This window comes from Sphingopyxis selenitireducens, from assembly GCF_051550705.1.
GTDB lineage: Bacteria > Pseudomonadota > Alphaproteobacteria > Sphingomonadales > Sphingomonadaceae > Sphingopyxis.
Genome location: NZ_JBPULG010000001.1, coordinates 1,159,678 through 1,182,270, shown reverse-complemented (window position 1 = coordinate 1,182,270; position 22,593 = coordinate 1,159,678). Strand labels below are relative to the sequence as shown.

23 protein-coding genes are annotated in these 22,593 nt (G+C 63.6%); 14 read left to right on the top strand and 9 right to left on the bottom strand.

The features are described from left to right. Positions 1–3: 3 nt before the first annotated feature. From ACSYDV_RS05450 to ACSYDV_RS05430, 5 genes are all read left to right on the top strand, one after another. Positions 4–2,250, top strand: a complete 2,247-nt coding sequence (locus ACSYDV_RS05450; RefSeq protein WP_438322721.1) for a TonB-dependent receptor — start codon at positions 4–6, stop codon at positions 2,248–2,250. Next, entirely contained in the window at positions 2,250–3,626 is a 1,377-nt protein-coding gene (locus ACSYDV_RS05445; RefSeq protein ID WP_438322719.1) for a sulfatase family protein, read from the top strand. The genes ACSYDV_RS05450 and ACSYDV_RS05445 overlap by 1 nt, the downstream gene beginning before the upstream one ends. Positions 3,627–3,710: 84 nt before the next feature. Further along, the gene (locus tag ACSYDV_RS05440) at positions 3,711–4,370 is read left to right on the top strand and encodes a TetR/AcrR family transcriptional regulator (protein WP_438322717.1); all 660 of its coding nucleotides are present in this window, start codon (positions 3,711–3,713) and stop codon (positions 4,368–4,370) included. 77 nt (positions 4,371–4,447) lie between these two features. Further along, positions 4,448–5,857: an MFS transporter gene (locus ACSYDV_RS05435; RefSeq protein ID WP_438322716.1), complete on the top strand. Its 1,410-nt coding sequence runs from the start codon at positions 4,448–4,450 to the stop codon at positions 5,855–5,857. 12 nt (positions 5,858–5,869) lie between these two features. Next, the gene (locus ACSYDV_RS05430) at positions 5,870–7,951 is read left to right on the top strand and encodes a beta-glucosidase family protein (protein WP_438322715.1); all 2,082 of its coding nucleotides are present in this window, start codon (positions 5,870–5,872) and stop codon (positions 7,949–7,951) included. Positions 7,952–7,961: 10 nt separating this feature from the next. On the opposite strand, the gene ACSYDV_RS05425 is transcribed toward ACSYDV_RS05430, so the two are convergent. Genes ACSYDV_RS05425 through ACSYDV_RS05415 form a run of 3 tightly spaced genes read right to left on the bottom strand, consistent with a single transcriptional unit; the run spans position 7,962 to position 12,168 of the window. Further along, on the bottom strand, positions 7,962–9,332 hold the full coding sequence (locus ACSYDV_RS05425) for an efflux transporter outer membrane subunit (protein ID WP_438322714.1): 1,371 nt from the start codon (positions 9,330–9,332) through the stop codon (positions 7,962–7,964). After that, positions 9,329–10,489: an HlyD family secretion protein gene (locus ACSYDV_RS05420; RefSeq protein WP_438322713.1), complete on the bottom strand. Its 1,161-nt coding sequence runs from the start codon at positions 10,487–10,489 to the stop codon at positions 9,329–9,331. The genes ACSYDV_RS05425 and ACSYDV_RS05420 overlap by 4 nt, the downstream gene beginning before the upstream one ends. Then, positions 10,486–12,168, bottom strand: a complete 1,683-nt coding sequence (locus tag ACSYDV_RS05415) for an MFS transporter (RefSeq protein ID WP_438322711.1) — start codon at positions 12,166–12,168, stop codon at positions 10,486–10,488. The genes ACSYDV_RS05420 and ACSYDV_RS05415 overlap by 4 nt, the downstream gene beginning before the upstream one ends. 399 nt (positions 12,169–12,567) lie before the next feature. Between ACSYDV_RS05415 and ACSYDV_RS05410 the strand changes: the two genes are divergently transcribed. The 4 genes from ACSYDV_RS05410 to ACSYDV_RS05395 all read left to right on the top strand — a co-directional run bounded on the left by ACSYDV_RS05410 (position 12,568) and on the right by ACSYDV_RS05395 (position 14,477). After that, on the top strand, positions 12,568–13,047 hold the full coding sequence (locus ACSYDV_RS05410; protein ID WP_438322710.1) for a response regulator transcription factor: 480 nt from the start codon (positions 12,568–12,570) through the stop codon (positions 13,045–13,047). 61 nt (positions 13,048–13,108) lie between these two features. Further along, positions 13,109–13,489, top strand: coding sequence for a hypothetical protein (locus ACSYDV_RS05405; protein WP_438322709.1), 381 nt, complete (start codon positions 13,109–13,111; stop codon positions 13,487–13,489). Between the two features lie 28 nt (positions 13,490–13,517). Further along, positions 13,518–13,931, top strand: coding sequence for a hypothetical protein (locus ACSYDV_RS05400; RefSeq protein WP_438322708.1), 414 nt, complete (start codon positions 13,518–13,520; stop codon positions 13,929–13,931). A gap of 30 nt (positions 13,932–13,961) precedes the next feature. After that, on the top strand, positions 13,962–14,477 hold the full coding sequence (locus tag ACSYDV_RS05395; protein ID WP_438322707.1) for a MarR family winged helix-turn-helix transcriptional regulator: 516 nt from the start codon (positions 13,962–13,964) through the stop codon (positions 14,475–14,477). 48 nt (positions 14,478–14,525) lie between these two features. Here ACSYDV_RS05395 and ACSYDV_RS05390 read toward each other — a convergent pair whose 3' ends face one another. The 6 genes from ACSYDV_RS05390 to ACSYDV_RS05365 all read right to left on the bottom strand — a co-directional run bounded on the left by ACSYDV_RS05390 (position 14,526) and on the right by ACSYDV_RS05365 (position 19,605). Next, positions 14,526–15,272 (bottom strand): sigma-70 family RNA polymerase sigma factor, encoded by a 747-nt coding sequence (locus ACSYDV_RS05390; RefSeq protein ID WP_438322705.1) that lies wholly within the window; start codon positions 15,270–15,272, stop codon positions 14,526–14,528. Continuing rightward, positions 15,262–17,385: a flagellar biosynthesis protein FlhA gene (gene flhA / locus ACSYDV_RS05385; protein WP_438322704.1), complete on the bottom strand. Its 2,124-nt coding sequence runs from the start codon at positions 17,383–17,385 to the stop codon at positions 15,262–15,264. The genes ACSYDV_RS05390 and flhA overlap by 11 nt, the downstream gene beginning before the upstream one ends. Next, positions 17,382–18,212, bottom strand: coding sequence for a transglycosylase SLT domain-containing protein (locus ACSYDV_RS05380; RefSeq protein WP_438322703.1), 831 nt, complete (start codon positions 18,210–18,212; stop codon positions 17,382–17,384). Before ACSYDV_RS05380 ends, flhA begins: the two co-directional genes overlap by 4 nt. Before the next feature lie 78 nt (positions 18,213–18,290). Beyond that, positions 18,291–18,596, bottom strand: a complete 306-nt coding sequence (locus ACSYDV_RS05375) for a hypothetical protein (protein WP_438322702.1) — start codon at positions 18,594–18,596, stop codon at positions 18,291–18,293. Further along, complete coding sequence (gene flgM, locus ACSYDV_RS05370; RefSeq protein WP_438322700.1) at positions 18,596–18,898, bottom strand: flagellar biosynthesis anti-sigma factor FlgM; 303 nt, start codon at positions 18,896–18,898, stop codon at positions 18,596–18,598. The genes ACSYDV_RS05375 and flgM overlap by 1 nt, the downstream gene beginning before the upstream one ends. A gap of 188 nt (positions 18,899–19,086) precedes the next feature. Then, entirely contained in the window at positions 19,087–19,605 is a 519-nt protein-coding gene (locus ACSYDV_RS05365) for a flagella basal body P-ring formation protein FlgA (protein ID WP_438322699.1), read from the bottom strand. A gap of 298 nt (positions 19,606–19,903) precedes the next feature. Here ACSYDV_RS05365 and ACSYDV_RS05360 point away from each other — a divergent pair, with 298 nt between their 5' ends. Genes ACSYDV_RS05360 through ACSYDV_RS05340 form a run of 5 tightly spaced genes read left to right on the top strand, consistent with a single transcriptional unit; the run spans position 19,904 to position 22,582 of the window. After that, entirely contained in the window at positions 19,904–20,245 is a 342-nt protein-coding gene (locus ACSYDV_RS05360; RefSeq protein WP_438322698.1) for a flagellar basal body rod protein FlgB, read from the top strand. Between the two features lie 2 nt (positions 20,246–20,247). Next, positions 20,248–20,655 (top strand): flagellar basal body rod protein FlgC, encoded by a 408-nt coding sequence (gene flgC, locus ACSYDV_RS05355; RefSeq protein WP_438322697.1) that lies wholly within the window; start codon positions 20,248–20,250, stop codon positions 20,653–20,655. Position 20,656: 1 nt separating this feature from the next. After that, entirely contained in the window at positions 20,657–20,971 is a 315-nt protein-coding gene (locus tag ACSYDV_RS05350) for a flagellar hook assembly protein FlgD (protein WP_438322696.1), read from the top strand. A gap of 4 nt (positions 20,972–20,975) precedes the next feature. Beyond that, positions 20,976–21,803, top strand: a complete 828-nt coding sequence (locus ACSYDV_RS05345) for a flagellar hook-basal body complex protein (RefSeq protein WP_438322695.1) — start codon at positions 20,976–20,978, stop codon at positions 21,801–21,803. A 35-nt stretch (positions 21,804–21,838) separates the two neighbouring features. Then, on the top strand, positions 21,839–22,582 hold the full coding sequence (locus ACSYDV_RS05340; protein ID WP_438322694.1) for a flagellar basal body rod protein FlgF: 744 nt from the start codon (positions 21,839–21,841) through the stop codon (positions 22,580–22,582). The last annotated feature ends 11 nt before the right edge of the window (positions 22,583–22,593 follow it).

The window sequence follows — 22,593 nt, the reverse complement described above, 5'->3', positions numbered from 1 at the left end:
AGGATGAAGAATATCTTGACGGCGCTGCTCGGCTCGACGCTGCTCACCAGCGCGGCTTTTGCGCAGGATGCGGGCGCCCCGACGGACATGGGTGCGGACAGCGGCGAGATCATCGTCACCGCACAAAAGCGCGAACAGTCGCTGAAAGATGTCCCGCTGTCGGTCGCAGTGCTAAGCGGCGAGCAGCTGGGCGACCGCAATATCACTGAAATCTCGCAGCTCCAGACGACGACCCCGAACTTTTCCTTCCAGGGCAGCAACAATCCGCGCGGTGCAGGTATCTCGATCCGCGGTATCGGTACCAACAATTTCTCGTCGGCGATCGAGGGATCGGTCGGCATCGTTATCGACGGGGTACCGATCGGGCGGCAGGGCGCCGGGATGACCGACCTTTTCGACATCCAGCGCGTCGAAGTGCTGCGCGGCCCGCAGGGCACGCTGTTCGGCAAAAACGCCTCGGCAGGCGTGCTCAACATCGTCACCACCGACCCCAGCTATGACTGGGGCGGGCGCGTTCAGGCGAGCTATGGCGAGGATAATGAATTTGTCCTGCGCGGCGCGGTGACCGGCGGGTTGACCGAAAATCTGGCCTTCCGTGCATCGGCCTATATGACCAAGCGCGATGGCTATATCAAAAATGTCTTCGACGGCAGCAAGCTCAACGACCGCGACGAATGGGGTGGCCGGGCGAAATTGCTCTGGGAGCCCGCCGACAATATTCGCGTTGTCGTCGCAGGCGATTATACGTCGCGCGATGCGGCCTGTTGCATGTGGACGCTGCGCAACTTCGGCACCAACACCAATGTAAAGAATGCCGCGACCGCGGCGGGCATCGTCCCGGGGCCGAACAACCGCAAGGTCGCGCTCGACGGTGATACCTTCGTTCGTCAGGAAACCTATGGCGGGTCGGTGCAGGTCGATATCGAAGGAACGGGCGGCGTCACCGTCACGTCGATCACCGGCTTGCGCTGGTGGGATGCCGTCGACAACAATGATTCCGATCAGCGCCCGCTGCCGGTGCTCAATATCAACAATGGCGACAGCCGCCAGCGCCAGTTCACGCAGGAATTGCGCCTGGCGTCGCCGTCGAAACAGCGGATCGAATGGGTGCTCGGCATGTTTCTGTTCAATCAGGATTATGATCTCGGCAATTCGCAGCAGGGCACGTTCGACCAGCCGGTCCCGCCGGGTGTCCAGCTGTCGCGCGCGATCTCCGTCCAGAATCAAACCCAGAATATGGCGGCCTTTGCCGACGCGACCTGGCATCTCAACGACCAGATCAACGTCTTTGGCGGTTTGCGCTATACCGTCGAGCGGCTGAACACGCATTTCACGCGTTTCGGGCTCCCCGGGACGACGCGGCTCGGCCCGCTCGTCGACACGAAGATGAAGCGCGTCGATGGCGCGTGGACGTGGCGGCTTGGCGCGCAGGTGCGCCCGACCGAAGATATCACGCTCTATGGAACCGTGGCGCGCGGGTTCAAGGGCGGCGGGTTCAACGCGTTGCAGGATTCGACCGTGCTGCGCACCGTCGAGCCCGAAATTCCGACGTCCTATGAAATCGGCGCGAAGACCGTCTTGTTCGACCGCCGCGTGCGGCTCAACATCGCACTGTTCAGCACCGACTTCGAAGATTTCCAGGCGCAGGCGGTCGGCACGTCGGATACCGGCGCCATTGTGTTCGATGTCATCAACGCAGGTTCGCTGCGGACGCGCGGGGTCGAAGCCGACATCGACATCGATCTGCACAACGGGCTGAGCCTGCGCGGCGGCGCCGCCTATACCGACGCCAAATACACCGATTTCGCACGGGCGCCTTGCTATGCCGTGCAGAATTTGGCGCTGGGGTGCATCACTGCTGGTGGGCAGAGGAGCCAGGATCTGACGGGCAAGCCGCTGGCCATGGCGCCCAAGTTCACCGGCAATGCCACCGTCCGTTATGAAACCGAGGTTTCGGCGGCGGGATCGACTGTCTTCGGCCAGCTTTCCTATTCCTATCGCGGCCGCACCTTCACCGCGCTCGACCTTGACCCGCAGTCGGTGCAAAAGGGCTATGGACTGCTCGATGCGCAGCTCGGTTTCGCTTTGCCGGGGGACCGGATGCGGGCATGGATCTGGGGCAAGAATCTGGCCGACAAGAGCTTCGTCGAGATGATCTATGACACCCCGCTCGACAGCGAGGGCCAGTCGCAATTCTTTCCGTCGACGGCCGCGCGCCAGTTCGGCGTTACGGTGGAGTACCGGTTCTGATGATGACATTCGATCGCCGCAGCCTCCTCGCCAGCCTCGCCATCGCAGGTGCCGGCGGGGCGTCCACTCTGGCGCTCGCAAAATCGAAGACGGGCGGCGCGCACAAGCGCCCGCCCAACTTCATCCTCGTCCTCGCCGATGATCTTGGTTACGGCGACGTCGGGGTGAATGGCGGGCGGAGCATCCGCACCCCCAACATCGACCGCCTCGCCGCCGACGGGCTGGTGATGACCGATGCCTATGCCTCGGCGAATATCTGTACCCCGTCGCGCGCCGGGCTGCTCACCGGGCGCTACCCGATCCGTACCGGGCTGGCGTGGCAGGTGATCCAGGCGAATGACACGAACGGCCTGCCGCCGGGCGAAGTCACCATCGCCGAGGCGTTGGGACCCGATTATGTTTCGGCGCTGATCGGCAAATGGCATTTGGGCCATGTCGCGCCTTACTGGCCGCCGACGGTGCAGGGCTTCGATCTGTTCTTCGGTCTGCCGTACAGCCACGATATGAAGCCGCTGTCGCTCTATACGGCGGGCAAGGGCGTCGAGTTCACGCAGGAAGACGTCGATATGGTCAAGCTGACCCAGCGCTTCTTTGCGCGGGCAGGCGACTTTGTCGAAACCAACCGCGACCGGCCCTTTTTCCTGATGCTGGCGCTGACCGCGCCGCATATTCCGCTCCATCCGAGCCCCGAACATGCCGGCCACTCGCCCGCGGGCGACTATGGCGATGTCGTCGAAGAGGTCGATAGCGAGCTGGGCAAATTGCGCCAGTTGATCGAGCAACTCGATCTCGAGAATGACACCTATGTCATCGTCACGTCGGACAATGGGCCGTGGTTCGAAGGATCGAGCGGCGAGCTGCGCGACCGCAAGGGCGGCGCGGGATGGGACGGCGGCTATCGCGTCCCCTTCGTCGCCTGGGCGCCCGGCCGCATCCCGGCGGGAAGCAAAAGCACGGCGCTGACGATGAACATCGACCTGTTGCCGACCTTTGCCGCGATTGCCGGCAAGCCGCTGCCCGCAGGCGTCACGCTCGACGGCAAGGATATCAGCGGCGTGATGCACAAGGGCATGGCGAGCCCGCACGATGCGCTGATCCTGTTCGACAATGAAAAGGTCGCGGGCATTCGCACCGACCGCTGGAAGTTCGTCGCGCGCAGCTATTACCGCGAATATGACCTGCCGCTGGCGCGGATCGGCGCCAATCTGCTGTTCGACGTGCGCGCCGACGCGGGCGAGAATTATAATCTCGCGACGCGCTATCCCGATGTGGTCAAGGATATGCGGGTGCGCTTCGAACAATATCGCAAGACCTATGAACCGCTTGGCGTCAAGGGCGAGCCCGACCGGATACCCGGTGGCAAAGTCCTGCCATAATGCGCGGGACCGGCGACGGGATAGGGCGTTGCACGTTGCCGCTTATCGCGGATAGTCCTGATATGAACAGCGGAGATATATTGCTTGCCGACGAAGCCTGAAACACAAAGAAAAGCCCAGGATCGCGGCGTCGCGACGCGGCAGCGGATTATCGAAGAGGCGCTCCTGTTGTTCGCGCGCCACGGTTTTGACGGCATCGGTGTGCGCGACATTGCGCAAACGGTTGGGGTTCAGCACGGGCTGATCAAATATCATTTCGGTACCAAGGACGAATTGTGGCGCGAGGCGGTGCGATTGATGTTCGCCCGCGCGAACGACATTTTGCGGCGCGCGGAGAGCGAGGCCGACCTTCCTCCCGCCGAGGCGTTCGAGATCTCGCTCAGGCGCTATGTCCGCTATTGCGCCGAGCATCCCGAACATGCGCGCCTGATGGTTCAGGAAAGTTTTCGCGATAATGAGCGGCTGGCGTGGGCTGCCGAGAATTTCATTCGCCCGAGCCATGACCGGATTTTCCCGGGCTGGCAGACATTGATGCGCGAGGGCCTGATGCCGGAGGTCGACCCGGTGCTGATGGTCTATGCGATCACCGGCGCGACCCAGTCGATCTTCAATCTCGCCGCCGAGGCGCGGTTGACGCACGGTATTGATGCTTTGTCCGAAGAGACGATCGAAGCCTATTCCGACGCCATCGTCGCGTTGTTCCTGCCCGGCAAAAAGGCGATGGCCGGCGCGGATGAAAAATAATTATCCAATCGGATAAAAAATAGAGACAAGGTAATTTCGCTGCGATAACACTCTCCAAAACAGGGAGAGAGATCGATATGGCCCATGCCAGCGCCGGGATAGCAGAGCGCGTCGCGCCCGCAGACCCACCCCATCTGCCGGTTGGTCAGGTCATCGCCTATGGCTCGGGCGATCTGGCGTTCAATCTCTATTTCACCTTCTGCTCGCTGTTCCTGCTCTATTTCTACACCGACATATTGGGCCTTTCGGCGTCGGTTGCGGGGCTGATCATCATGGCGGCGCTGGTGTGGGAAGGCATCACCGATCCCGCCATGGGCGTGATCGCCAGCCGGACGCGTAGCCGCTTCGGCAGCTATCGCCCCTATCTTCTGTACGGCGCGCCGGTACTTGCGCTCAGCTTCATCCTGATGTTCGCGCCGGTCGATCTGTCGGGCGGAGCGCTCGCGGCATTCTGCCTTGCGACACATATATTGTTCCGCACGATCTACACCGTCGTCAATATTCCCTACATTGCGCTGTCGGCGCGGATGAGCAGCGATACGCAGGCGCGATCCCGCCTCGCCGGGGCGCGGATGTTGTTCGCAATCGCGTCGGGCCTGCTGATGGCGGCGCTGACCCTGCCGCTGGTCGCGCGCTTCGGCGGCGGGCGCGAGGGCTTTTTCGGCATCGCGGCACTTTATGCCGTCATCGCCAGCATCGTGTTGCTCAACTGTTTCGCGCGCACCCGCGAAGCAGTGGGGGAGGCGCCGACGGCGCATCCGGGCTTTGGTGCAATGCTCGCGGCGATCCGCGCGAACCCGGCCTTTCTGCTGCTGCTGGGCGCGACGCTGGTCGGGTCGATCGGCTATACGATGGGCGGCAAGGCGCAGCTCTATTATATGAAATATTATGCGGGGTCAGAGGCGAGCATCACCGTCGGGTTGACGGTGTCGCTGACTGCGGCGGCGCTGGCGATGGTCCCGTGGGTGATGCTGACGCGGCGGACCAGCAAGCGCACGGTGTGGCTGAGCGGGATCGTCATCGGCAGCACCGCCAATCTGCTGATCTTCATCTTCACGCCGACGGCGGGGCCGCTGCTCTATAGCCTGCTCGCGCTCACCGGGATCGGAAATGCGGCCTTCGTTCTTACCTTCTGGTCGATGCTGCCCGATACGGTCGAGGTCGGCGAATGGCGCACGGGCCTGCGCGCCGAGGGGGCGCTCGTCGGCTTTATCGCCTTCACGCAAAAGGTCGCACTCGGCATCGGAACCGGGCTCGTCGGCATATTGCTCGACCTGATCGGATATGCCCCCAATGTCGCACAGACGCCGGGCGCGCTGTCGGGAATCCAGATCGTGACGACGCTGGTACCCGCAACACTTGCGATCCTTGCCGGGCTGTTCGTCTATTTTTATCCCCTCGATGCGCGCACCCACGCCCGCCTCGTCCGCGCGATTGCGTGGCGCAATGCGCGCCGTGCCGCCGCCAATCCCTCCCATCCGAATTGAGACAGAAGAACGATGACCGACCAGCAAACGCTTGATTTCGCACCCCGGCGCGGCGCTTCTGCCGATTGGATTGCGCAGACGATCGATGCGATCATCGCCGAGGCGACTTTGGCCGAAAAAATCGGCATGTTGTCGGGCCGCGGCTTCTTCGCCGATTTCGTCGCCGATGATAAATTGTGGGGAGCGCGTCCCTATCGCGCCGGTAGCGGCATCGAACGGCTGGGGGTTCCGCCGCTCTGGTTCACCGATGGCCCACGCGGCGTTGCGCGCGGCCAGAGCACCTGCTTCCCCTGCACGATGGCGCGCGGCGCTACCTTCGACACCGACCTTGAAATGCGGATCGGCGAAGCGATGGGGGCGGAAACGCGCGCGCAGGATTGCACCCTGTCGGGCGCGGTCTGCATCAACATATTGCGCCATCCGGCGTGGGGGCGCGCGCAGGAAACCTATGGCGAGGATCCGCATCATCTGGGTGCGATGGGCACGGCGCTCGGGCTTGGCATCCAGACGCATAATGTGATCGCGACGGTCAAGCATTTCGCGCTCAACTCGATGGAGAATGCGCGCTTCAAGGTTGATATCCGCGTGGGCGAACGCGCGCTGCACGAAATCTACCTACCGCATTTCAAGGCCGCGCTCGACGCTGGCGTCGCGAGCGTGATGAGCGCGTACAACAAGTTTGATGGCGAATATTGCGGTCAGCATCACGCGCTGCTCACCGATATCCTGCGCGAGGAATGGGGCTTTTCGGGCTTTGTCCATTCGGACTGGGTGATGGGCGTCTATAAGCCCTATGGCGTTGCCGCCGGGCTCGATATCGAAAATCCCGAACCGCGTGTGTTCGGCGACAATCTGGTTGCGGCGGTCGAGGCGGGGCATATTGCGCCTGCGGTGATCGACCGCGCATGCCGCAACATCCTGCGCACCCAATATCGTTTCGCTTGTGCCGACGATCCGCTCGCGGCCTATCCGATCGCGCTGGTCGCGTCGCCCGAACATGTCGCATTGGCGCGCGAGGCCGCCGAAAAATCGATCGTGCTGCTGGAAAATGATGGCGTGCTGCCGCTCGACCGTGCCGCAGTGGGCAAGCTGGCGGTTCTCGGGAAACTGGCAGCGCTCGAAAACACCGGCGACAAAGGGTCGAGCCGCGTCCGTCCGCCGCATGTCGTGACGCCGCTCGCCGCGCTGCAAGCCGCGCTCGGTCGCGATGCCATTGCGACCGGCGATGAGGATGATATCTCCGCTGCGGTTGCCGCCGCCGAGAGCGCTGACGTTGCCGTCATTGTCGCGGGCTATACCGCCCGGGAAGAGGGCGAGTTCATCCCCGGCGACCTGACGTTAGGACAGGAAGAAGACGGCGGCGCAAAGCGCGCCCCGATTGGCGGCGATCGGCTGTCGCTCGATTTGCCCGAAGCGCAGATTGCGATGATCGAGACTGTTGCCGCGACCGGTACGCCGTTGATCGTCGTGATCGTCGCGGGTTCGGCAGTGCTCGTGGAGCGTTGGCGCGACCGGAGTTCGGCGATCCTGCAAAGCTTCTATTCGGGGATGGAGGGCGGCACCGCGCTCGCGCGCATATTGTTCGGCGAGGTCAGCCCCTCGGGGCGTCTGCCCTTCACCGTCGCGCGCGAAGCAGCCGACTATCCGTATTTCGACCGCGACGCCGACCGGATCGACTATGATTATTGGCACGGCTACGCCAAATTCGCCCGCGACGGGGTCGAACCCCGCTACGCGTTTGGCCATGGCCTCAGCTACACGCGCTTTGAGCACCGCGCGCTGCGCGTCGCCCTCTTGGACGACGCACTGGCGATTTCGGTCACGGTGGGCAACATCGGAACCCGCGCGGGCGACGAAAGCATCCTCTGCTATGTCGGTAGCCCCGGCGGCGTCGAACGCTGGCCGCTGGCCCTGAAAGCCTTCACCCGCGTATCGCTGCAACCCGGCGAGAGCCGGACGCTGACGATGCACGTTCGCATCGACGATTTGCGTTATCGTGATGACCGGACGCATCAATGGCGGCTCGAGCCGGGCGACTACAGGATCGTCATCGCGGGCGACGGCGACGACCTGCGCACGATGGTCACGTTATAGGCCGCGCCGCTTAGGCCGCCGTGCCGCCGCCGAGAGCCTGATACAAAGCGACATAGGCGGTGAGGTGGTCGGCGCGGAGCTGGATGATTGCCAGGTCGACCGCCAGCAGCGCGCGCTGCGCATCGATTTGCTCGAGATAGGGCGAATAGCCCGCGCGATAGCGGTTGGTTGCATGGCGCAGCGTATCGGCAACTGCGGCGCGCTGGGCGAGCAGGGCCACTTCCTGTGCGCCGAGGCGGTCGATGACCGCAAGCTGATCCTCAACCTCGCGGAAGGCGGCCAGCACGGTTCGCCGATAGGCGAAGGCGGCTTGATCGCGCTGTGCGGTTGCGGCGTCGAACTGGCCCTGCAACCGCCCGCCCTGAAACAGCGGGGCAAGGATGCTGCCGCCGATCGACCAGACGCTCACCGGGTCGGGCAAAGCGGAGGAGATGGCGGCGCCCGCCGACGCCGACAGGCGGACCTGCGGCAGGAATTGCGCGCGCGCGACGCGCAAATTGGCATCGGTCGCAGCGAGGGCATATTCGGCCTGCGCGATGTCAGGGCGGCGGCGGACGAGGTCTGACGGCAGGACCCCGGGCACCGGCGGGGTCGCAAGCGCCGCAAAATCGCGCCCGCGCGCGATCGCGTGTGGGGTGTCGCCAACCAGTTGCGACAGCGCATTTTCCTGCCGCGCGATCGCCGCTTCGATGGCGGGAATCTGCTGTTCGGTGGCGCGATATTCGGCCTCCGACTGCCGAAGTTCGAGCTGGGAGGTATAGCCGGCTTCGGCGCGGTCGCGGGCGATGCGCAGCGCTTCGCCGCGCGAGGCAAGCGTCTGGGTCAGCAACTCGCGCCGTTCATCGAGCGCGAGCAGGGCGATGTAGCTGCTCGCGGTCGCGGCGCTGACCGACAGCATTGCCGCTTCGCGCGCCGCCTGTACCGCCGCCGCATTGGCCCGCGCGGCTTCGACCTGCGCGGCGTTGCGGCCGAACAGATCGATTTCATAGGAGGCCTGAAAGGCGGGCTGCGCGGCGAAGCTTTCGGTCGGTGTTCCAAAGGCATTGACGCTGCGCGATTCGGCGCCGGGGATATTGGCGCTGAGGCCGGGTAGCAGCAGCGATCGCGACACGCGTTCCTGCGCCCGCGCCTCGGCGACGCGCGCTGCGGCGATCGCAAGATCGACGTTGTTTACGCGCGCCTGCTCGACCAACGCGGTGAGCTGCGCGTCGCCAAAGCCGGTCCACCAGCTGCGGTCGGTTTCTCCCGTGGCGGGCGGCGCGGTGCGCCAGTCGGCGGGCGGCGCGATCATGCTGGTTTCGGGACGCGGCGTGATCGCCGGCATGCAGCCGGCGAGCAGCAGCGGAAGCAGCAAGGCCGCGCGCATCGGGCGACGTGTCATTTCCCGTCCCCGGTATGGACCTTCGCGATCACCGACATGCCAGGACCGAGCCGCTCGCTCAGCTTCTGATTCTTGTCGATTCGGATTCGCACCGCGATGCGTTGCGGCACTTTGACGAAATTGCCCGATCCGGTGTCGGGCTTGATCACGCTGAACTCGCTGCCCGCAGCGGGGGCGATGCTTTCGACATGCCCCTTCAGCTCGGCGCCGCCCAGGGCGTCGATGACCAGCGTCGCGCGCTGGCCGACGCGGATTTTGGCGGTCTGGGCTTCCTTGAAATTGGCGACCACCCAATGACGCTGAGGCACGAGGTACATGAGCTGAGAGCCCGGATTGACGAGCTGGCCGACGCGCACCGGCACTTCGCTCAGCGTTCCGTCGCGCGGGGCACGGATGATCGTGTTCTGCAGGTCTATGTCGGCGAGACCGCGCGCAGCTTCGGCATTGGCCACACCGGCCTCCAGCCCACCGCGGCCCACCCCGACCGAGCGGACCTGCTCGAGCGCGATCTGCCGCTGGGCTTCGGCCTGGCGAACCGCCGCTTCGGCCTGACGCAGCGCGGCGAGCGTCTGGTCGCGCTCGCGTAGCGAAACCGATCCCGCGTCGACCAGTTCATTTACGCGGCGCATATCGGCCTGCGCGCGGGCGAGTTGGGCTTTTGCATTGCCGATGCTGGCTTCCTGCAATTGCACCTGTGCTTCGGCCGACCGGCGGCTTTGCTCGCTGTTGCTGAGATTGGCCGACTGAGCGGCGATGCTCGCGCTGCCTTGTGCGACGCGCTGCCGATAGATGCGGTCGTCGATGGTGACGAGGATCTGGCCGGCCTTTACCCGTTCGAAATCCTGCACCAGAACCGCGGTGACATAACCGCCAACCTGCGGCGCGATGATCGTCGTCTGGCCGCGGACATAGGCATTGTCGGTCGACTGGCTGGCGGGCCGGAAGGGCGGCAAACCCCACGCGTAAAGAATGGCGAGCGCGCCGACGAGGATGATGCCGCCGAACAGGAGCAATTGCTTGCGCGACCGGTCCGGCCGCCATCCGCTGGCGGGAGGTTCCTCGGCCTGGACAGCCGGCTCCACTTCGGCTGGCGGGGGAGCCGGAGCGTCCTTGGCCGTGTCGGCGGGCGGTTGCGTGCCTTCCTGCTTGTCGCTCATTGGTTTCTCGTCATCATCTTCTGAAGCGCCTCCAGTTCCTTGGCCAGCGGATTGACCCCGCGCTTGCGATCGTAAAGCCAGCGCCCCGCCATGATCAGAAACGCCAGCGAAGCCCCCGTACCGATCACGAAAAATATGTCGTTAAAGGCCAGGATCGCCGCCTCGCGCGCGGCTTCCTGTACCACCAGAGCGCCCGCCGTTGCGCTGCGCAGTGCAGGGTCGGTCATGGTCCCGCTCATGCTGGCAGCCAGATCGTTGATTGCTTTGGCGACCCCGGGATTGCTGGTTGATACGCTTTGTCCCAGCATCATCAGATGCGCCTTGGTTCGCAGCGTATGCAAGGCCGATAGCGCCGCGACCCCGGCAAGACCGCCGAGCGTTTGCGAGAGGTTGAACAGCGCGAGAAAGCTGATCACATGGGAGGGTCCCTTGGCGAGCGCGCGAACAAAACCCTCCATCAGCATCGGTCCCATGAAATAGACGGCAGCAAAAGCGAGCGCGGCCTGTGTCAGGTAAAGATTGGCGGGACGGGTCAGCAGACCCGAATGGGTGTCTGCGAATGCGGCGACGGCGATGATCGCCAGAGAGATGAGCGTCGGACGCCGGAGGTCGTTGGGATCGAGCCGGGCCACGGCGAGTATCGCGCCGAACAAGGTCGCGAGCGTCAGCACCGTATAATAGGTGACAAGCTGGTCGTTCACCATGCCGAGGGCGGACAGCAGTCCGGTCGAACCGAAACTCTGTTCGGACAGGAGGACGCGCACCAAAGCGCCGGCCAACGCAAATTTCAGCAGGTCGCGACTGCCCATCCAGCGCGTGTGAAGCATCGGGTTGGCGCGGTTGTGTTCGATCAGGAATGCGACGCCGATCAGAAGGAGCGCCGCCGCCAGCGCCCCGCCGAGCCACGGCGTCGACCACCATATGATCCGCCCCTGGATCAGGAAGGCGCACAGCAATCCGACCCCGGCGGCGAGCAGCGGAAAGCTGACAAGATCGAGCTTTTCGAACGAGCGGATCGTCTCGCCCGGCGGCAGATAGAGGATGTTGACCAGCCCGACCGCAACGAGCGACAACGCAAATTGCAACACGAACAAATTGGTGACGTCCCCGTCCGCGAGCAAAAGCGGCGAGATGGCGCGCGCGAAGGGCAGTGCGACCTGCGTCAGGCCGATGCCGATCAGCAGCCCGCCGAGGCGAGCCTTCGCGGGTACGCCCTGCATCAGATAAAATATCGCCAGCGTGGACAGCCCGCTCGCCGCGACGCCCGATACCCCGCGCGCGATCAGTTCCATACGGTAACCGGCGTCGAACAGCTGGAGGAAGTTGGCGAGAAGCAGCGCCAGCATCACCGCGCGAACGAAGCGCTGGATCCCGAATTGCTGGCGTGCCTTGAACAGCAGGATGCTCATGCACGCATTGGTCATGCTATAGGTGGCGGTAACCCAGCCGGCATCGACCGGGGTCAGGTCAAGATGACCCTGGAGCGCGGTCAGGTTCGCGAGCAGCAGGCCGTTCTGAAAACCGCCGACGATGCCCAGATAGGCGCCGATCAGAAAATAGGCGAATTTGCGCGATGACGGATGGTCGGGGTTCGCTGGCGATCCCGGCATCATCGGTCGTTCATGCGGCTTGAAAATATAGCCGCCCGACGTGGGGCCGCTGTTGGACGGATCAGCCATGGGGGACATGCACGCTGTGGATGCGGGCGCACGGCAGGACAGGTATCGGCTGAATCCTTCGTCTCCTCCGCAAGCTCGCGATCGAATGCGGCTTACCGCAGCTTTGGCGCGCTTGCACAATAGCCCGGCATGGCTCTGGTTTCGAGCCGAAACTGCAAGGAAATGATGACGGACTGGGCCGCCGACCACCCTGTGCCGGCGTCTTTTGGAACCTCGTTTTTCGTTTTCTGGCGAGGATGCACGCCTTTTCTGAAAGGGGGCGATCGGTCGCGATGGCGCTTGCCCTGCGCTGCGGCACGGCCTTTTTCAGCAGGTTGGACAGTGCGTTATGGCATATTATGCGTGAATCGTCTGTTCACCCAACTTGATTTCGACTCGTGATGCTCTATTCCGGGGCCCGTGCAAGGCGACCCGGACAATTACATCAGTCTCCTTTCGGCCGCGCAAATTGAAACGCTGCGGCATGTTTTCGAGCATAAAAATTCCAAGCAAATTGCCCGTATCATGGGCGTGTCACCCCATACGGTCGATGAGCGGGTACGGCGTTCGCTGAAAAAATTAAATGTTTCCAACAGGATCGAGGCATCGCGAATCCTCGCCGCGCATGGCGTTTTCGACGATGTTACCCCTTATCAACCTTTGACATATCAATTGATCGACCTAGGCAGCGACGTGCCCCCCGCCGATGCGGATCCGGGGCGCAGTTCGTTTAAGCGAATATTTGATATAGGTTCGCCACTTCCGACCGCGTCCCAGCCGGTCAACCGGCATGGGTTGTTGGAAAGGATCATCTGGCCGATTCTGATCGCATTGGCGACCATTTTGGCCTTCTCCGCTCTCTATTCAATCCTTGTCGGACTCGGCCGCGTTCTGAAGTGAATGTTCGAGTCGAGATGCTGCGGGGGGGTCCGTTAGCATTCTCTTTTCAAGGGATAAGACCATGCTGAACGAACGGGTTTCTGCAGCGAAGAAGATCGCATCCGAATTGCATCAGGCCGAAGACGCTCTCGATGAGGCGATGATTTGCATCGCCCGGCTGGCGGCGACATTGCCGACGGCGCGGCGTGACACCAACATGTCGGCGATCGTCGGTCAGACCGCGATGGGCAAGGTTGCGCATGCGCTCGCTGCGGCGGGTGAGGTGCGTCAGCTTTTGACCGACGCGCATCTGGCGCTGACCGTCACGCAAAAGGAAGTTGGCTTGGGCACGCGGATGTTCGGTGCCGGGGTCAAGCCGCCGAGCGGGATGCTGAGCGACGAAGGCAGCAACGATCTGGCCCAGGCCGGCGTTGCGGCGCGGTCGTTCGCCAAGGTGTCCTGACTGACCGGCAAGAAGGCGGATAAGTTAGATGTGGACCGTGGCGGCCTACTATGGCGTGCTGCTCATGACGGTCGCCGTTGCCATATGGCGCGGCGGCCAGCTGGAGCGGTGGGCGGCGTATACCGCGCTGCTCGCCTCGGTCTTTACCAGTGTTTTGGTACCCTATCCGAAATGGACTAACATTGAGACCAATATCTTCGTCATCGACGTTCTTGCGTTGATGAGTTTCTGGTTCATCGCGTTGAAAACGCATCGTTTCTGGCCGTACTGGATTACCGGCTGGCAATTGATCGCGATTTTCGGCCATGTTCAGAAGCTGATGTTTTCGGAGATATTGGAGCGCCCTTATGCGCTGCTTTCAATGTATATTTCCTACCCGATCCTGTTTGTCATTCTTTATGCATCCGGGTCGGCAAAACGGAGGGGTGAAGTGAGGGCGTAGCAGGTGCTACGGCCGAAGGGGCTTCATCATATGCAGCAATTTTCGAACCAAGAAATTGCCGAAATCAAGTCGCGTATCGACCAGCTCCACGAAATGCTGGGGAACCGCGGAACCGATTCACCGGTCGTCATGGACGAACTGGGCCAGGCTCGCGATGCGCAGGCATTGCGGGTCGGTGCGTCACGTCCGGTCCTGGCAAATCAGGTCGCGTTCAACATCCAGATGCGGCGGATGCGCAAGAGTCATTTCGGCGGCGCCCGGCTGACCGGGCCGGCATGGGACATGATGCTCGACCTGATGCTGGCCAAAGCGCATGGTCGCGAACTGAGCGCCAGCGATCTTGCGACCGGAGCAGACGTCCCCTTGTCGTCGGGCCTCCGGATGATCGCCGCGCTCGAAACGCATGATCTTGCCCGGCGCAGCATCGACGAGCGCGACCGGCGGCGTTCGATCGTCCGGCTGACCGAGACTGGTGCCGAACGCATGGCCTCCTATTTTGAAATCATCGGCGCCGCCTGGCGGGAAGGCCAGTCGCGCGCGGCTTGATCCTGCACATCGGGCGCCGCACTGGCGGCGCTCCGATGTCCTGCCGGATCAGTCGGTCATCTCGCGTATCATACGATCGACCTTGGCCATCGCCTCACGCTTGATCTGGCAGATACGCGCGGCGCTGACGTCGAGCGTCAGGCCGATCTCCTGCAAATTCAACTCCTCGAAGAAGTAGAGCTGCAGCACCATCTGTTCGCGATCGGACAGTCGCCCGATGCATTTCTGTAACGCGTTGAGCATGTCTTCCTGCTCGAACCGATCGCTCGCGTCGCCGTCCGTATCCGCGATCAGAAAATCGCCGCCATCCATCATTTCGTCGAGCGAGGTCGAGCGGCCGTGGGTCGCGCTGCGTTCGAGGGTGAAATAATCTTCGGCCGACATGTCGAGCGCCGCCGCCATTTCGGCGGTGGCCGGCGCGCGCATCAGCTGTTGTTCCAGCGTCTTGCGCACTGCCTGGATCCGCTTGTTCGCGGCCATTGCCGATCGGCCGACGTCGGCCTCGCGGCGCAGCTGGTCGATCATCGCACCGCGGATGCGGGTCGTGGCATAGGTGGTGAAGGCAAAACCGCGTTCTTCATAGTGACGGCTCGCTTCGATCAGCGCGATCAGCCCGGTCTGGATCAGATCGTCGAGTTCGCTGGTCCGCGCCACGCGTGAGAATACTTGCCATGCAATCTTGCGTACCAGCGGCGCATGTTCCGCCACCAGCGTGTCGACGCTGTCGACATAGCCATGCGGGCGGAGGGCGCGGGTTGCAGCGCCGGCGAATTGCTCGGCGGGCTCAATTCTCATGCAATTCGTCCTCCATCTGGGCGTTCTCACTGCTGGTGAGGCGCGGGACTTCGCCGCCGATCGTCGCGACGATCTCGGTCGCTTTGGTTGCCGGGATTTCGAGGTAGGAAATGACCGCGACATCGGGGAATGTTGCGCGCACGAGGCGCGACAGGGCCGAGCGGCAGATGGGCGAGGCGACGAGGGCAAAGCTGCGCGTCTGGAGCAGCAGCGGCTCGACGGCTTGCCCGACCTCGCCGATGATCTTCATAGCCATACCATGTTCGAACGGCCACTCGGCGCCCGGGTTCGCACGCACCGCCTGGTTGAGCAGCATCTCGATCTCGGGGCTGAAGGTGACGACGGGCAGGGGCATGCGGCTTGGCACGATCGTCTGGACGATCAGTGCACCGATGCGCTGGCGCACCGCCTCGACCAGATCGGATTCGCCCAGTTGCTGGGCCGACAGGGCCACCATCGCCTCGGCGATCTTGCGGAAATCGCGCAAGGGAACGCGCTCGATCAGCAGCGATTTGCACAGGCTGGCGATGCGCGGCAACGTGTAACCCTGCGGGCTCAGATTCTGCGCAAGCTGCGGGTAATGAATCTTCAGATTGTCGATCAGCGCCTGCGCGTCGTCGATGCCGAACAGGTCCGACGCCGATCCGACGATGCTGTTGTTGAGGTGCGTCGCGACCACTGTCGCCGGATCGACGACGGTATAGCCCGCGGCGATCGCGTCATTTTGTGAGCTCTTGGGAATCCACAGCGCGTCGAGACCGAAGGTCGGATCCTTGCACGCCCGCCCGGTGACCCGGGTGACGAGGTCACCCGAATCGAGCGCGAGCATTTCATTGGGGAACACCTCATCCTCGCCGATGATCACGCCGGCGACCGAGATGCGATAGACGTTGCCGGGCAGCGACAGATCGTCGCTGACCTTCACCGCCGGGACGACAAAGCCGAGCTCCTTCGACAATTGCTTACGGATGCCGGTGATCCGGCCCATCAGCGGTGCGCCCTTGCGTTCGTCGACGAGCGCGACGAGCGCATAGCCGATCTCGAGCTGGCATGCGCTGGCGTCGCTGACGTCGGCCCAATCGATATGATGCGGGTCGGGCGCAGGAGCGGCGGGTTCGGGCGCAGCGGCGATTTCGGCGGCGGCGCGCTTCAGGTGCCAGCCGAGGCCCAGCGCAATGAAAGATGCGGGCAGGACCAGCATCTGCGGCATCGCGGGGACGAGACCGAGCAGGAAGAGGATCGCGCCAACCGCCAGCCAGACCTGCGACGAGGAAAACTGGCTGCTGATCTGGTCGCTGAGGTTGAGCGGCGAAGTAACGCGGGTGACGATCGAAGCGGCGGCGATCGACAGCAAAAGCGCGGGAATCTGCGCGACGAGGGCGTCACCGATGGCGAGCGTGATATAGGTCGCGCCGGCTTCCGAAAAACTGAGGCCGTGGCTGAAGATACCGAGGATCAGGCCGCCGACGATATTGACGAACAGGATCAGCAAGCCCGCGATCGCGTCGCCCTTCACGAACTTCGAAGCACCGTCCATCGAGCCGTAGAAATCGGCTTCGGTCGCAACTTCGACGCGGCGCGCCTTGGCCTCTTCGGGGCTGAGCAGTCCGGCGTTGAGATCGGCGTCGATCGCCATCTGCTTGCCCGGAAGGGCGTCGAGGGTGAAGCGCGCCGACACTTCGGACACGCGTCCGGCGCCCTTGGTGATGACGACCATGTTGATGATCATCAGCACGACGAAGACGAACAGGCCGACGACATAGTCGCCGCCGATCAGCACCTGACCGAAGGCTTCGATGACATGGCCCGCGGACGCCGTGCCTTCATGGCCGTGGACGAGCACGACGCGCGTCGAGGCGACGTTGAGCGCGAGGCGGAACAGCGTCGCCAACAGCAACACGGTCGGAAAGGAAGAGAAGTCGAGCGGTTTGGCCGCCGACAGCGCGACCATCAGGATCGCGAGGCTGACCATGATATTGGCGACGAAACTGATGTCGAGGATCAGCGGCGATACCGGGATCACCATCAGGCCGACGAGGATGAGCATCCCGGCGGGCAACGCGGCGGCGCCCGCCATGGGCCCGAGGCTGCGGAAGTTGAAGCCGGCGATCATGCTGCGCCTCCCGACAGATTGGCAAGTCGCCGATAGGCATCGGCGGCAAAGCCCATCGACAATTTCCGGGGCATGGGCTGAATGTCCATCATCGGCAGCGGCGGACGTCCGGGGCCAGCGCCGGGCGCGCTGCTTGCGGAGCTGCTCGAGGCCATCTGCCAGCCGGCGCTGGGCACGATCTTGATATTTTCAGCCTTGCCGCCGTCCTCCAGCTTGACGCGAAAGCGTTCGCGGATGTCGGCCAGGCTGCGCATGCTGCCGTCGGGAGCGTAAAAGACCGAACGGTTGGCGGCAGCGGCTTCGGGCATCATCGTCGCGCCCGGCTGGTCGGGATTCGCCGCCATCGCCGACAGAAATTCGACCGCGCCGCCACTGCCGAGGAAATGCGCGAGATACAGGTCGACGGGCTCGGCCGCGCGGCCGATCCGGCTTTCCAGATGGTCGCGGTTGTCGGCTGTCAGCGCGGCGGCCATGCTCGACGAGGCTGCCGGATCGTCGCGCAGGTCGAGGATCTGTTGGCGGAGCGCCGGGTCGGCGATCGACAGGCGGCCCGATGCGTCGCGGCCGATCGCGTCGGCGGCCCATGCCATACCATGGTCGGCGCCGTGCTTCCGCAGCGTCGCGAGCCAGGTTTGGCGGGTGAACTGGAATAATCCGCGCGCCGACGACGTCGCCGCTTTCGCGGTGGGGTTATAGGCGCTTTCGACGCGCGCGACGTCGAACAGATAGTTGAAGTCGATACCCGATCGCGCCGACGCATTTTGCACCGCACTCAATACGGGTGCGGCGACGCGGGTTCCGGGTACTGGGTCGTTGATTGCATACATGATTTTGGTCCCGCTGGTTCAGCAGACCAAAAGCAATCATCGTGCCATTTTTAGATAACGGCATTAAAACGAGAATTATCAATAGCTTAAAGCGATCCCCCGGGGCTGGGAGCCGCGGAGGGCATGGCCTTTGTCAATCCTCTGACGCGTCCAGTGCTTCAATATGTTGACGCGCATCGCCGCCGCTTCGAGCTGGGCGAGAGTCTGGGTCATCAGCGCGCGGGCGCGATGTTCGGTACCATCGGCGATGGTTGCGCCGCGCATCAGGATGACCGCGGTGGCGAGTTCTTCGGTTGCCGCGATGATCGCGCCGGCATCATGGCCGTCCAGCGCGGCGATCAGATGGTCGAGCTTTTGCTGCACGTCGTCCATTTGCGTCAGCATCAGGCATTGCCCCGGTGGAATTGCACCATCGCCCTGGCGATGACTGCGGGGTCGGCGGTATAGCTGCCGTTCGCGATCGCAGTTCGCAGCGTCGCGACACGCGATACGTCGACGGTCGGACCCTGGTCGGCGAGTTCGCCAGCAAGACCGATCAGCCGGGTGGCGGGCAGCGGATCCCGCGCAGCGAGCGCGGGGGCCGTTGCGCGCATTGGCGCTGCCGCTTCGCCGGCGAGCTTGCGCGGTGCGCCCGTGCGGACGTATCCGCTGACGGCTTGCAGCCCGATCTTGCTGTCACCCGACATTTTCGCCTCCATGCCGTGCCGTCAGAAAAGTGACGACCTTGTTCGAAGGGGTTTAACGGACGCCGCAGCTAGCGATTAAGGCGAAGAGTAAGAAAAAGGTAAAAATAAACCCGGCGGCGTCGGGAAAGCGACAGCGCCGGGCATGCCGGTGGTCAAACCGGGCAGATATTTCGTCGTTGCGGCCGGTATTAATTGTCGAGGCGGGCGCGTCCCGGGCCGACGACGGTGGCGCTGAGCATGCTCTTTGCGTCGCTCCCGCGCAGCGCAATGGTTTCGCCAACGCGGCCATCCTGGGTCGCGACCGCGGCATAGTTGATCGAATAGCTGTCGGTTTCGATCGTTACGCGAACATTGTCGCCGCGGCGGATCGCCGGGGTGCCGCTGGGCTTGGCCGGGCTGGCGGCCACGGGTGCGGCATCGGCGGATCCGGCTGCGGGGCCGGTCGTCGGTACGCGCAGGCGCCAGCCGAGCGAGGGGCAGCGGACCGCAAGGGCCTGGCCGTCGATCGGGGCCACCACCGCCTGTTCGGGGCAACGCGCCAGCTTGATACGGCGGTCGATCGGGGTTGCCGACCGGCCCATCGCGCCCGCGACCATGGCGGTCAGCGCGTCGATCCGCTGCCAATCCTCATGCGGCTGCTGGGCCTCGGCGGGGATTGCTGCGGCGAGCAGGGCGGCGGCGAGCGCGGCGCTTGTCTTGCGATACATGTCCATCTCCTGTGGTCCGAATAGATCGCACGAGGAGAAGCAGGAAGCGTGCCAGTCGCGGTTCTGCGTCGATATGGCGGGCGCCGGGCGCGCGTCGTCAAACTTTTGACGAGCGGTGTGCAGGCCGCGGCGATGGGGACGCTGCTCACAGCAAAACCCACGAAAAATCATGGAGAAGATCAATTTGGCACGCCGATTGCATAATGCCCTGTGTCCCACACGCTCGGGCCGGTCAGGCCGGTTGAGCATGCGACAGAATAAAGCCCGTCGCCGGCCAGGCGGCAAATGAAGGAATGTGATGATGGCATCCGAGAAACTCTTTGGCGTGCATGCGACGGCGCTCCAGCTGCGCAGCCAGCGCATGATGATGCTCGCGTCGAACATCGCCAATGCCGCGACGCCCAATTACAAGGCGCGCGACCTCGACTTTTCCAAGGCATTCGATCTGGCGCGCCAGGGCGGCTCGACCGAGGGGGCGGTGCTGTATCGCGTTCCCGTCCAGTCGTCGCTCGATGGCAATACGGTCGAAATGGCGACCGAGCAGACGGCCTTCGCCGAAAATGCGCTCGCCTATCGCTCGAGCCTCTCATTCCTCAGCGGCCGCGTCAACACGCTGACCCGCGCGATCAAGGGCGAATGACGATGAACGGAAATGCCTTTTCGGTCTTCGACATCAGCGGTCGCGCGATGTCGGCACAACTTGTCCGATTGAACACCACCGCGTCGAACCTCGCCAATGCGGGAACGGTTGCGGGCAGCGAAGCGGGCGCCTTTCGCTCGCTCAAGCCCGTCTTTCGTACCGTGATGGACGATTTCGGGCGCGCGACGGTTCAGGTCGATCAGGTGACGGCCGCGAAAATCGCGCCGTCGAAGCGGCACGATCCGACCAACCCCCTCGCCGACAAGGACGGCAACGTCTGGGAAGCTGCGGTCGATAGCGCCGCCGAACTGGTCGAGATGGTCGAAACTGCCCGCCAATATCAGAACAATGTGCAGGTCCTCGAAACCGCGAAGGGCCTGATCAACGAAACTCTCAGGATGGGACAATGACATGGCCGTCAATGGCGTAACCAATAACAACCCGGTGATCCACCCGAAGGGCAGCACGAACCAGATGGGTCAGCAGGATTTCCTGCGCCTGATGACCGCGCAGCTCAGCCAGCAGGATCCGTTCAACCCGGTCGATAACCAGCAGATGGTCGCGCAGATGGCGCAGTTTTCCAGCCTCGCCGGGATCAACGACACCAACACGGTGCTCGCCGAAATTTCCAAGCAGATCGCGGCGCAGACCGAGTTGCTCAAGGACATCAAGGCCGGGGGCATCACCCCGACACCAACCCCGACACCCACTCCTACGGAAGGATAATCTTATGTCATTCTATACTTCGCTTTCGGGTCTCAAGGGCGCCCAGACCGACATGTCGGTCGTCTCGAACAATATCGCCAACGCCGGTTCGGTCGGCTTCAAGCGCAGCAAGGCGCAGTTCGGCGATATCTTCGCTGCGTCGCCGAACCAGTCGACCAAGACCATCGCGGGTCAGGGCACGCGCCTGAACGGCATCACCCAGCAATTCACGCAGGGATCGTATGAAGCGAGCGAAAAGACGCTCGACATGGCGATCGTCGGTGAGGGCATGTTCATCGTCAAGGGCGCACCCCCGACCAATGCCGTCAGCTATTCGCGCAACGGCGCCTTCACGCCGCTTCCCGACGGCCGTGTCGTCGACACCACCGGTTCGACGCTGCAGCTGCTTCCGGTCGATGCCAATGGCGACGTTACCAATCGTACGCTCGCGGGGGCTTTCGACCTCGTCCTGCCGCCGCACGCGCCGGGCCTGCCCGACGTTGCATTGATCAACATGTCGGTCGGTCTCGACGGGCTGGTGACTGCGACCTTCGCTGACGGATCCAATCAGAAAATGGGCAAGATTGCGATGGCGACCTTCCCCGCGATGGAAGGGCTGCGCCCGACCGGCGACGCGCATTGGCAGTCGACCGGCGAGAGCGGTCCGCCGAAAATCGACGCGCCCGGAAACGGCGCGATGGGTGCGGTGCGCTCGGGCGCGCTCGAACGCTCGAACGTCGATATCACCGAAGAACTGGTGATGCTGATGGCGGCGCAGCGCAATTTCCAGGCCAATGCCAAGGCGATCGAGGGCGCGTCACAGCTGACCCAGACGATCATCGGCATGCGCTGACGCTTCGCTGATCGCTGCCTGCCAGGAGAATTTCGATGGACCGCGTTATCTATACCAGCCTCACTGCGATGCGGGGCAGCTCGGCCCGGCAGACGGCGATCGCCAACAATCTGGCCAACGCCCAGACGCCCGGCTTCCGCGGCGATCTGGCCGAAGCGCAGACATTGTGGCTGCACGGCGGCGGGCTCGACGCCCGCGCCGTGTCGTCAGAAGAGGTGATCGGCGCCGACATGCGCTCCGGCACGATCACCGCAACCGGACGCGATCTTGACGTCGCGATGGAGGGCGAAGCGATGCTCGTCGTTCAGGCGCCCGATGGTCAGGAAGCCTATACAAGGCGCGGCGATCTGCAGCTGTCGTCGAGCGGCCTGCTTACCACCGGCGACGGTCACCCGGTTCAGGGTACCCAGGGTCCGGTGACCGTCCCGCCGTCGGATTCGGTCAAGATCGACACCGAAGGGCGCATCTGGGCGGTTCCTGCCGGCGGCGATCCTGAAAATCCGATCGAGGTCGACCGGCTGCGGCTTGCGGCCCCGGTCGGGTCCGACATCGTCAAGGGCCTCGACAATCTGTTCCGCGTCAAGGGTGGGGGCATTTTGCCCGACGATCCCGAAGCGCGACTGGTCACCCGCTCGATCGAAGGATCGAACGTCGCCGCCACCACCGCGCTCGTCGAGATGATCGAGGCGAGCCGGAGTTGGGACAATCAAATCAAACTCGTCAGCGACGCACGCGACATGGACAGCGCGACCGCAAACCTGATGCAGCTGCCCCGTTAAGGAGAATATGA

What these genes read in the sequence shown, in the direction of transcription:
- ACSYDV_RS05450 (WP_438322721.1), top strand. Translation starts at nt 4, where the DNA reads ATGAAGAATATCTTGACGGCGCTGCTCGGCTCGACGCTGCTCACCAGC.
- ACSYDV_RS05445 (WP_438322719.1), top strand. Translation starts at nt 2,250, where the DNA reads ATGATGACATTCGATCGCCGCAGCCTCCTCGCCAGCCTCGCCATCGCA.
- ACSYDV_RS05435 (WP_438322716.1), top strand. Translation starts at nt 4,448, where the DNA reads ATGGCCCATGCCAGCGCCGGGATAGCAGAGCGCGTCGCGCCCGCAGAC.
- ACSYDV_RS05430 (WP_438322715.1), top strand. Translation starts at nt 5,870, where the DNA reads ATGACCGACCAGCAAACGCTTGATTTCGCACCCCGGCGCGGCGCTTCT.
- ACSYDV_RS05425 (WP_438322714.1), bottom strand. Translation starts at nt 9,332, where the DNA reads ATGACACGTCGCCCGATGCGCGCGGCCTTGCTGCTTCCGCTGCTGCTC.
- ACSYDV_RS05420 (WP_438322713.1), bottom strand. Translation starts at nt 10,489, where the DNA reads ATGAGCGACAAGCAGGAAGGCACGCAACCGCCCGCCGACACGGCCAAG.
- ACSYDV_RS05415 (WP_438322711.1), bottom strand. Translation starts at nt 12,168, where the DNA reads ATGGCTGATCCGTCCAACAGCGGCCCCACGTCGGGCGGCTATATTTTC.
- ACSYDV_RS05405 (WP_438322709.1), top strand. Translation starts at nt 13,109, where the DNA reads ATGCTGAACGAACGGGTTTCTGCAGCGAAGAAGATCGCATCCGAATTG.
- ACSYDV_RS05400 (WP_438322708.1), top strand. Translation starts at nt 13,518, where the DNA reads ATGTGGACCGTGGCGGCCTACTATGGCGTGCTGCTCATGACGGTCGCC.
- ACSYDV_RS05395 (WP_438322707.1), top strand. Translation starts at nt 13,962, where the DNA reads ATGCAGCAATTTTCGAACCAAGAAATTGCCGAAATCAAGTCGCGTATC.
- ACSYDV_RS05390 (WP_438322705.1), bottom strand. Translation starts at nt 15,272, where the DNA reads ATGAGAATTGAGCCCGCCGAGCAATTCGCCGGCGCTGCAACCCGCGCC.
- flhA (WP_438322704.1), bottom strand. Translation starts at nt 17,385, where the DNA reads ATGATCGCCGGCTTCAACTTCCGCAGCCTCGGGCCCATGGCGGGCGCC.
- ACSYDV_RS05380 (WP_438322703.1), bottom strand. Translation starts at nt 18,212, where the DNA reads ATGTATGCAATCAACGACCCAGTACCCGGAACCCGCGTCGCCGCACCC.
- ACSYDV_RS05375 (WP_438322702.1), bottom strand. Translation starts at nt 18,596, where the DNA reads ATGCTGACGCAAATGGACGACGTGCAGCAAAAGCTCGACCATCTGATC.
- flgM (WP_438322700.1), bottom strand. Translation starts at nt 18,898, where the DNA reads ATGTCGGGTGACAGCAAGATCGGGCTGCAAGCCGTCAGCGGATACGTC.
- ACSYDV_RS05365 (WP_438322699.1), bottom strand. Translation starts at nt 19,605, where the DNA reads ATGTATCGCAAGACAAGCGCCGCGCTCGCCGCCGCCCTGCTCGCCGCA.
- ACSYDV_RS05360 (WP_438322698.1), top strand. Translation starts at nt 19,904, where the DNA reads ATGATGGCATCCGAGAAACTCTTTGGCGTGCATGCGACGGCGCTCCAG.
- flgC (WP_438322697.1), top strand. Translation starts at nt 20,248, where the DNA reads ATGAACGGAAATGCCTTTTCGGTCTTCGACATCAGCGGTCGCGCGATG.
- ACSYDV_RS05350 (WP_438322696.1), top strand. Translation starts at nt 20,657, where the DNA reads ATGGCCGTCAATGGCGTAACCAATAACAACCCGGTGATCCACCCGAAG.
- ACSYDV_RS05345 (WP_438322695.1), top strand. Translation starts at nt 20,976, where the DNA reads ATGTCATTCTATACTTCGCTTTCGGGTCTCAAGGGCGCCCAGACCGAC.
- ACSYDV_RS05340 (WP_438322694.1), top strand. Translation starts at nt 21,839, where the DNA reads ATGGACCGCGTTATCTATACCAGCCTCACTGCGATGCGGGGCAGCTCG.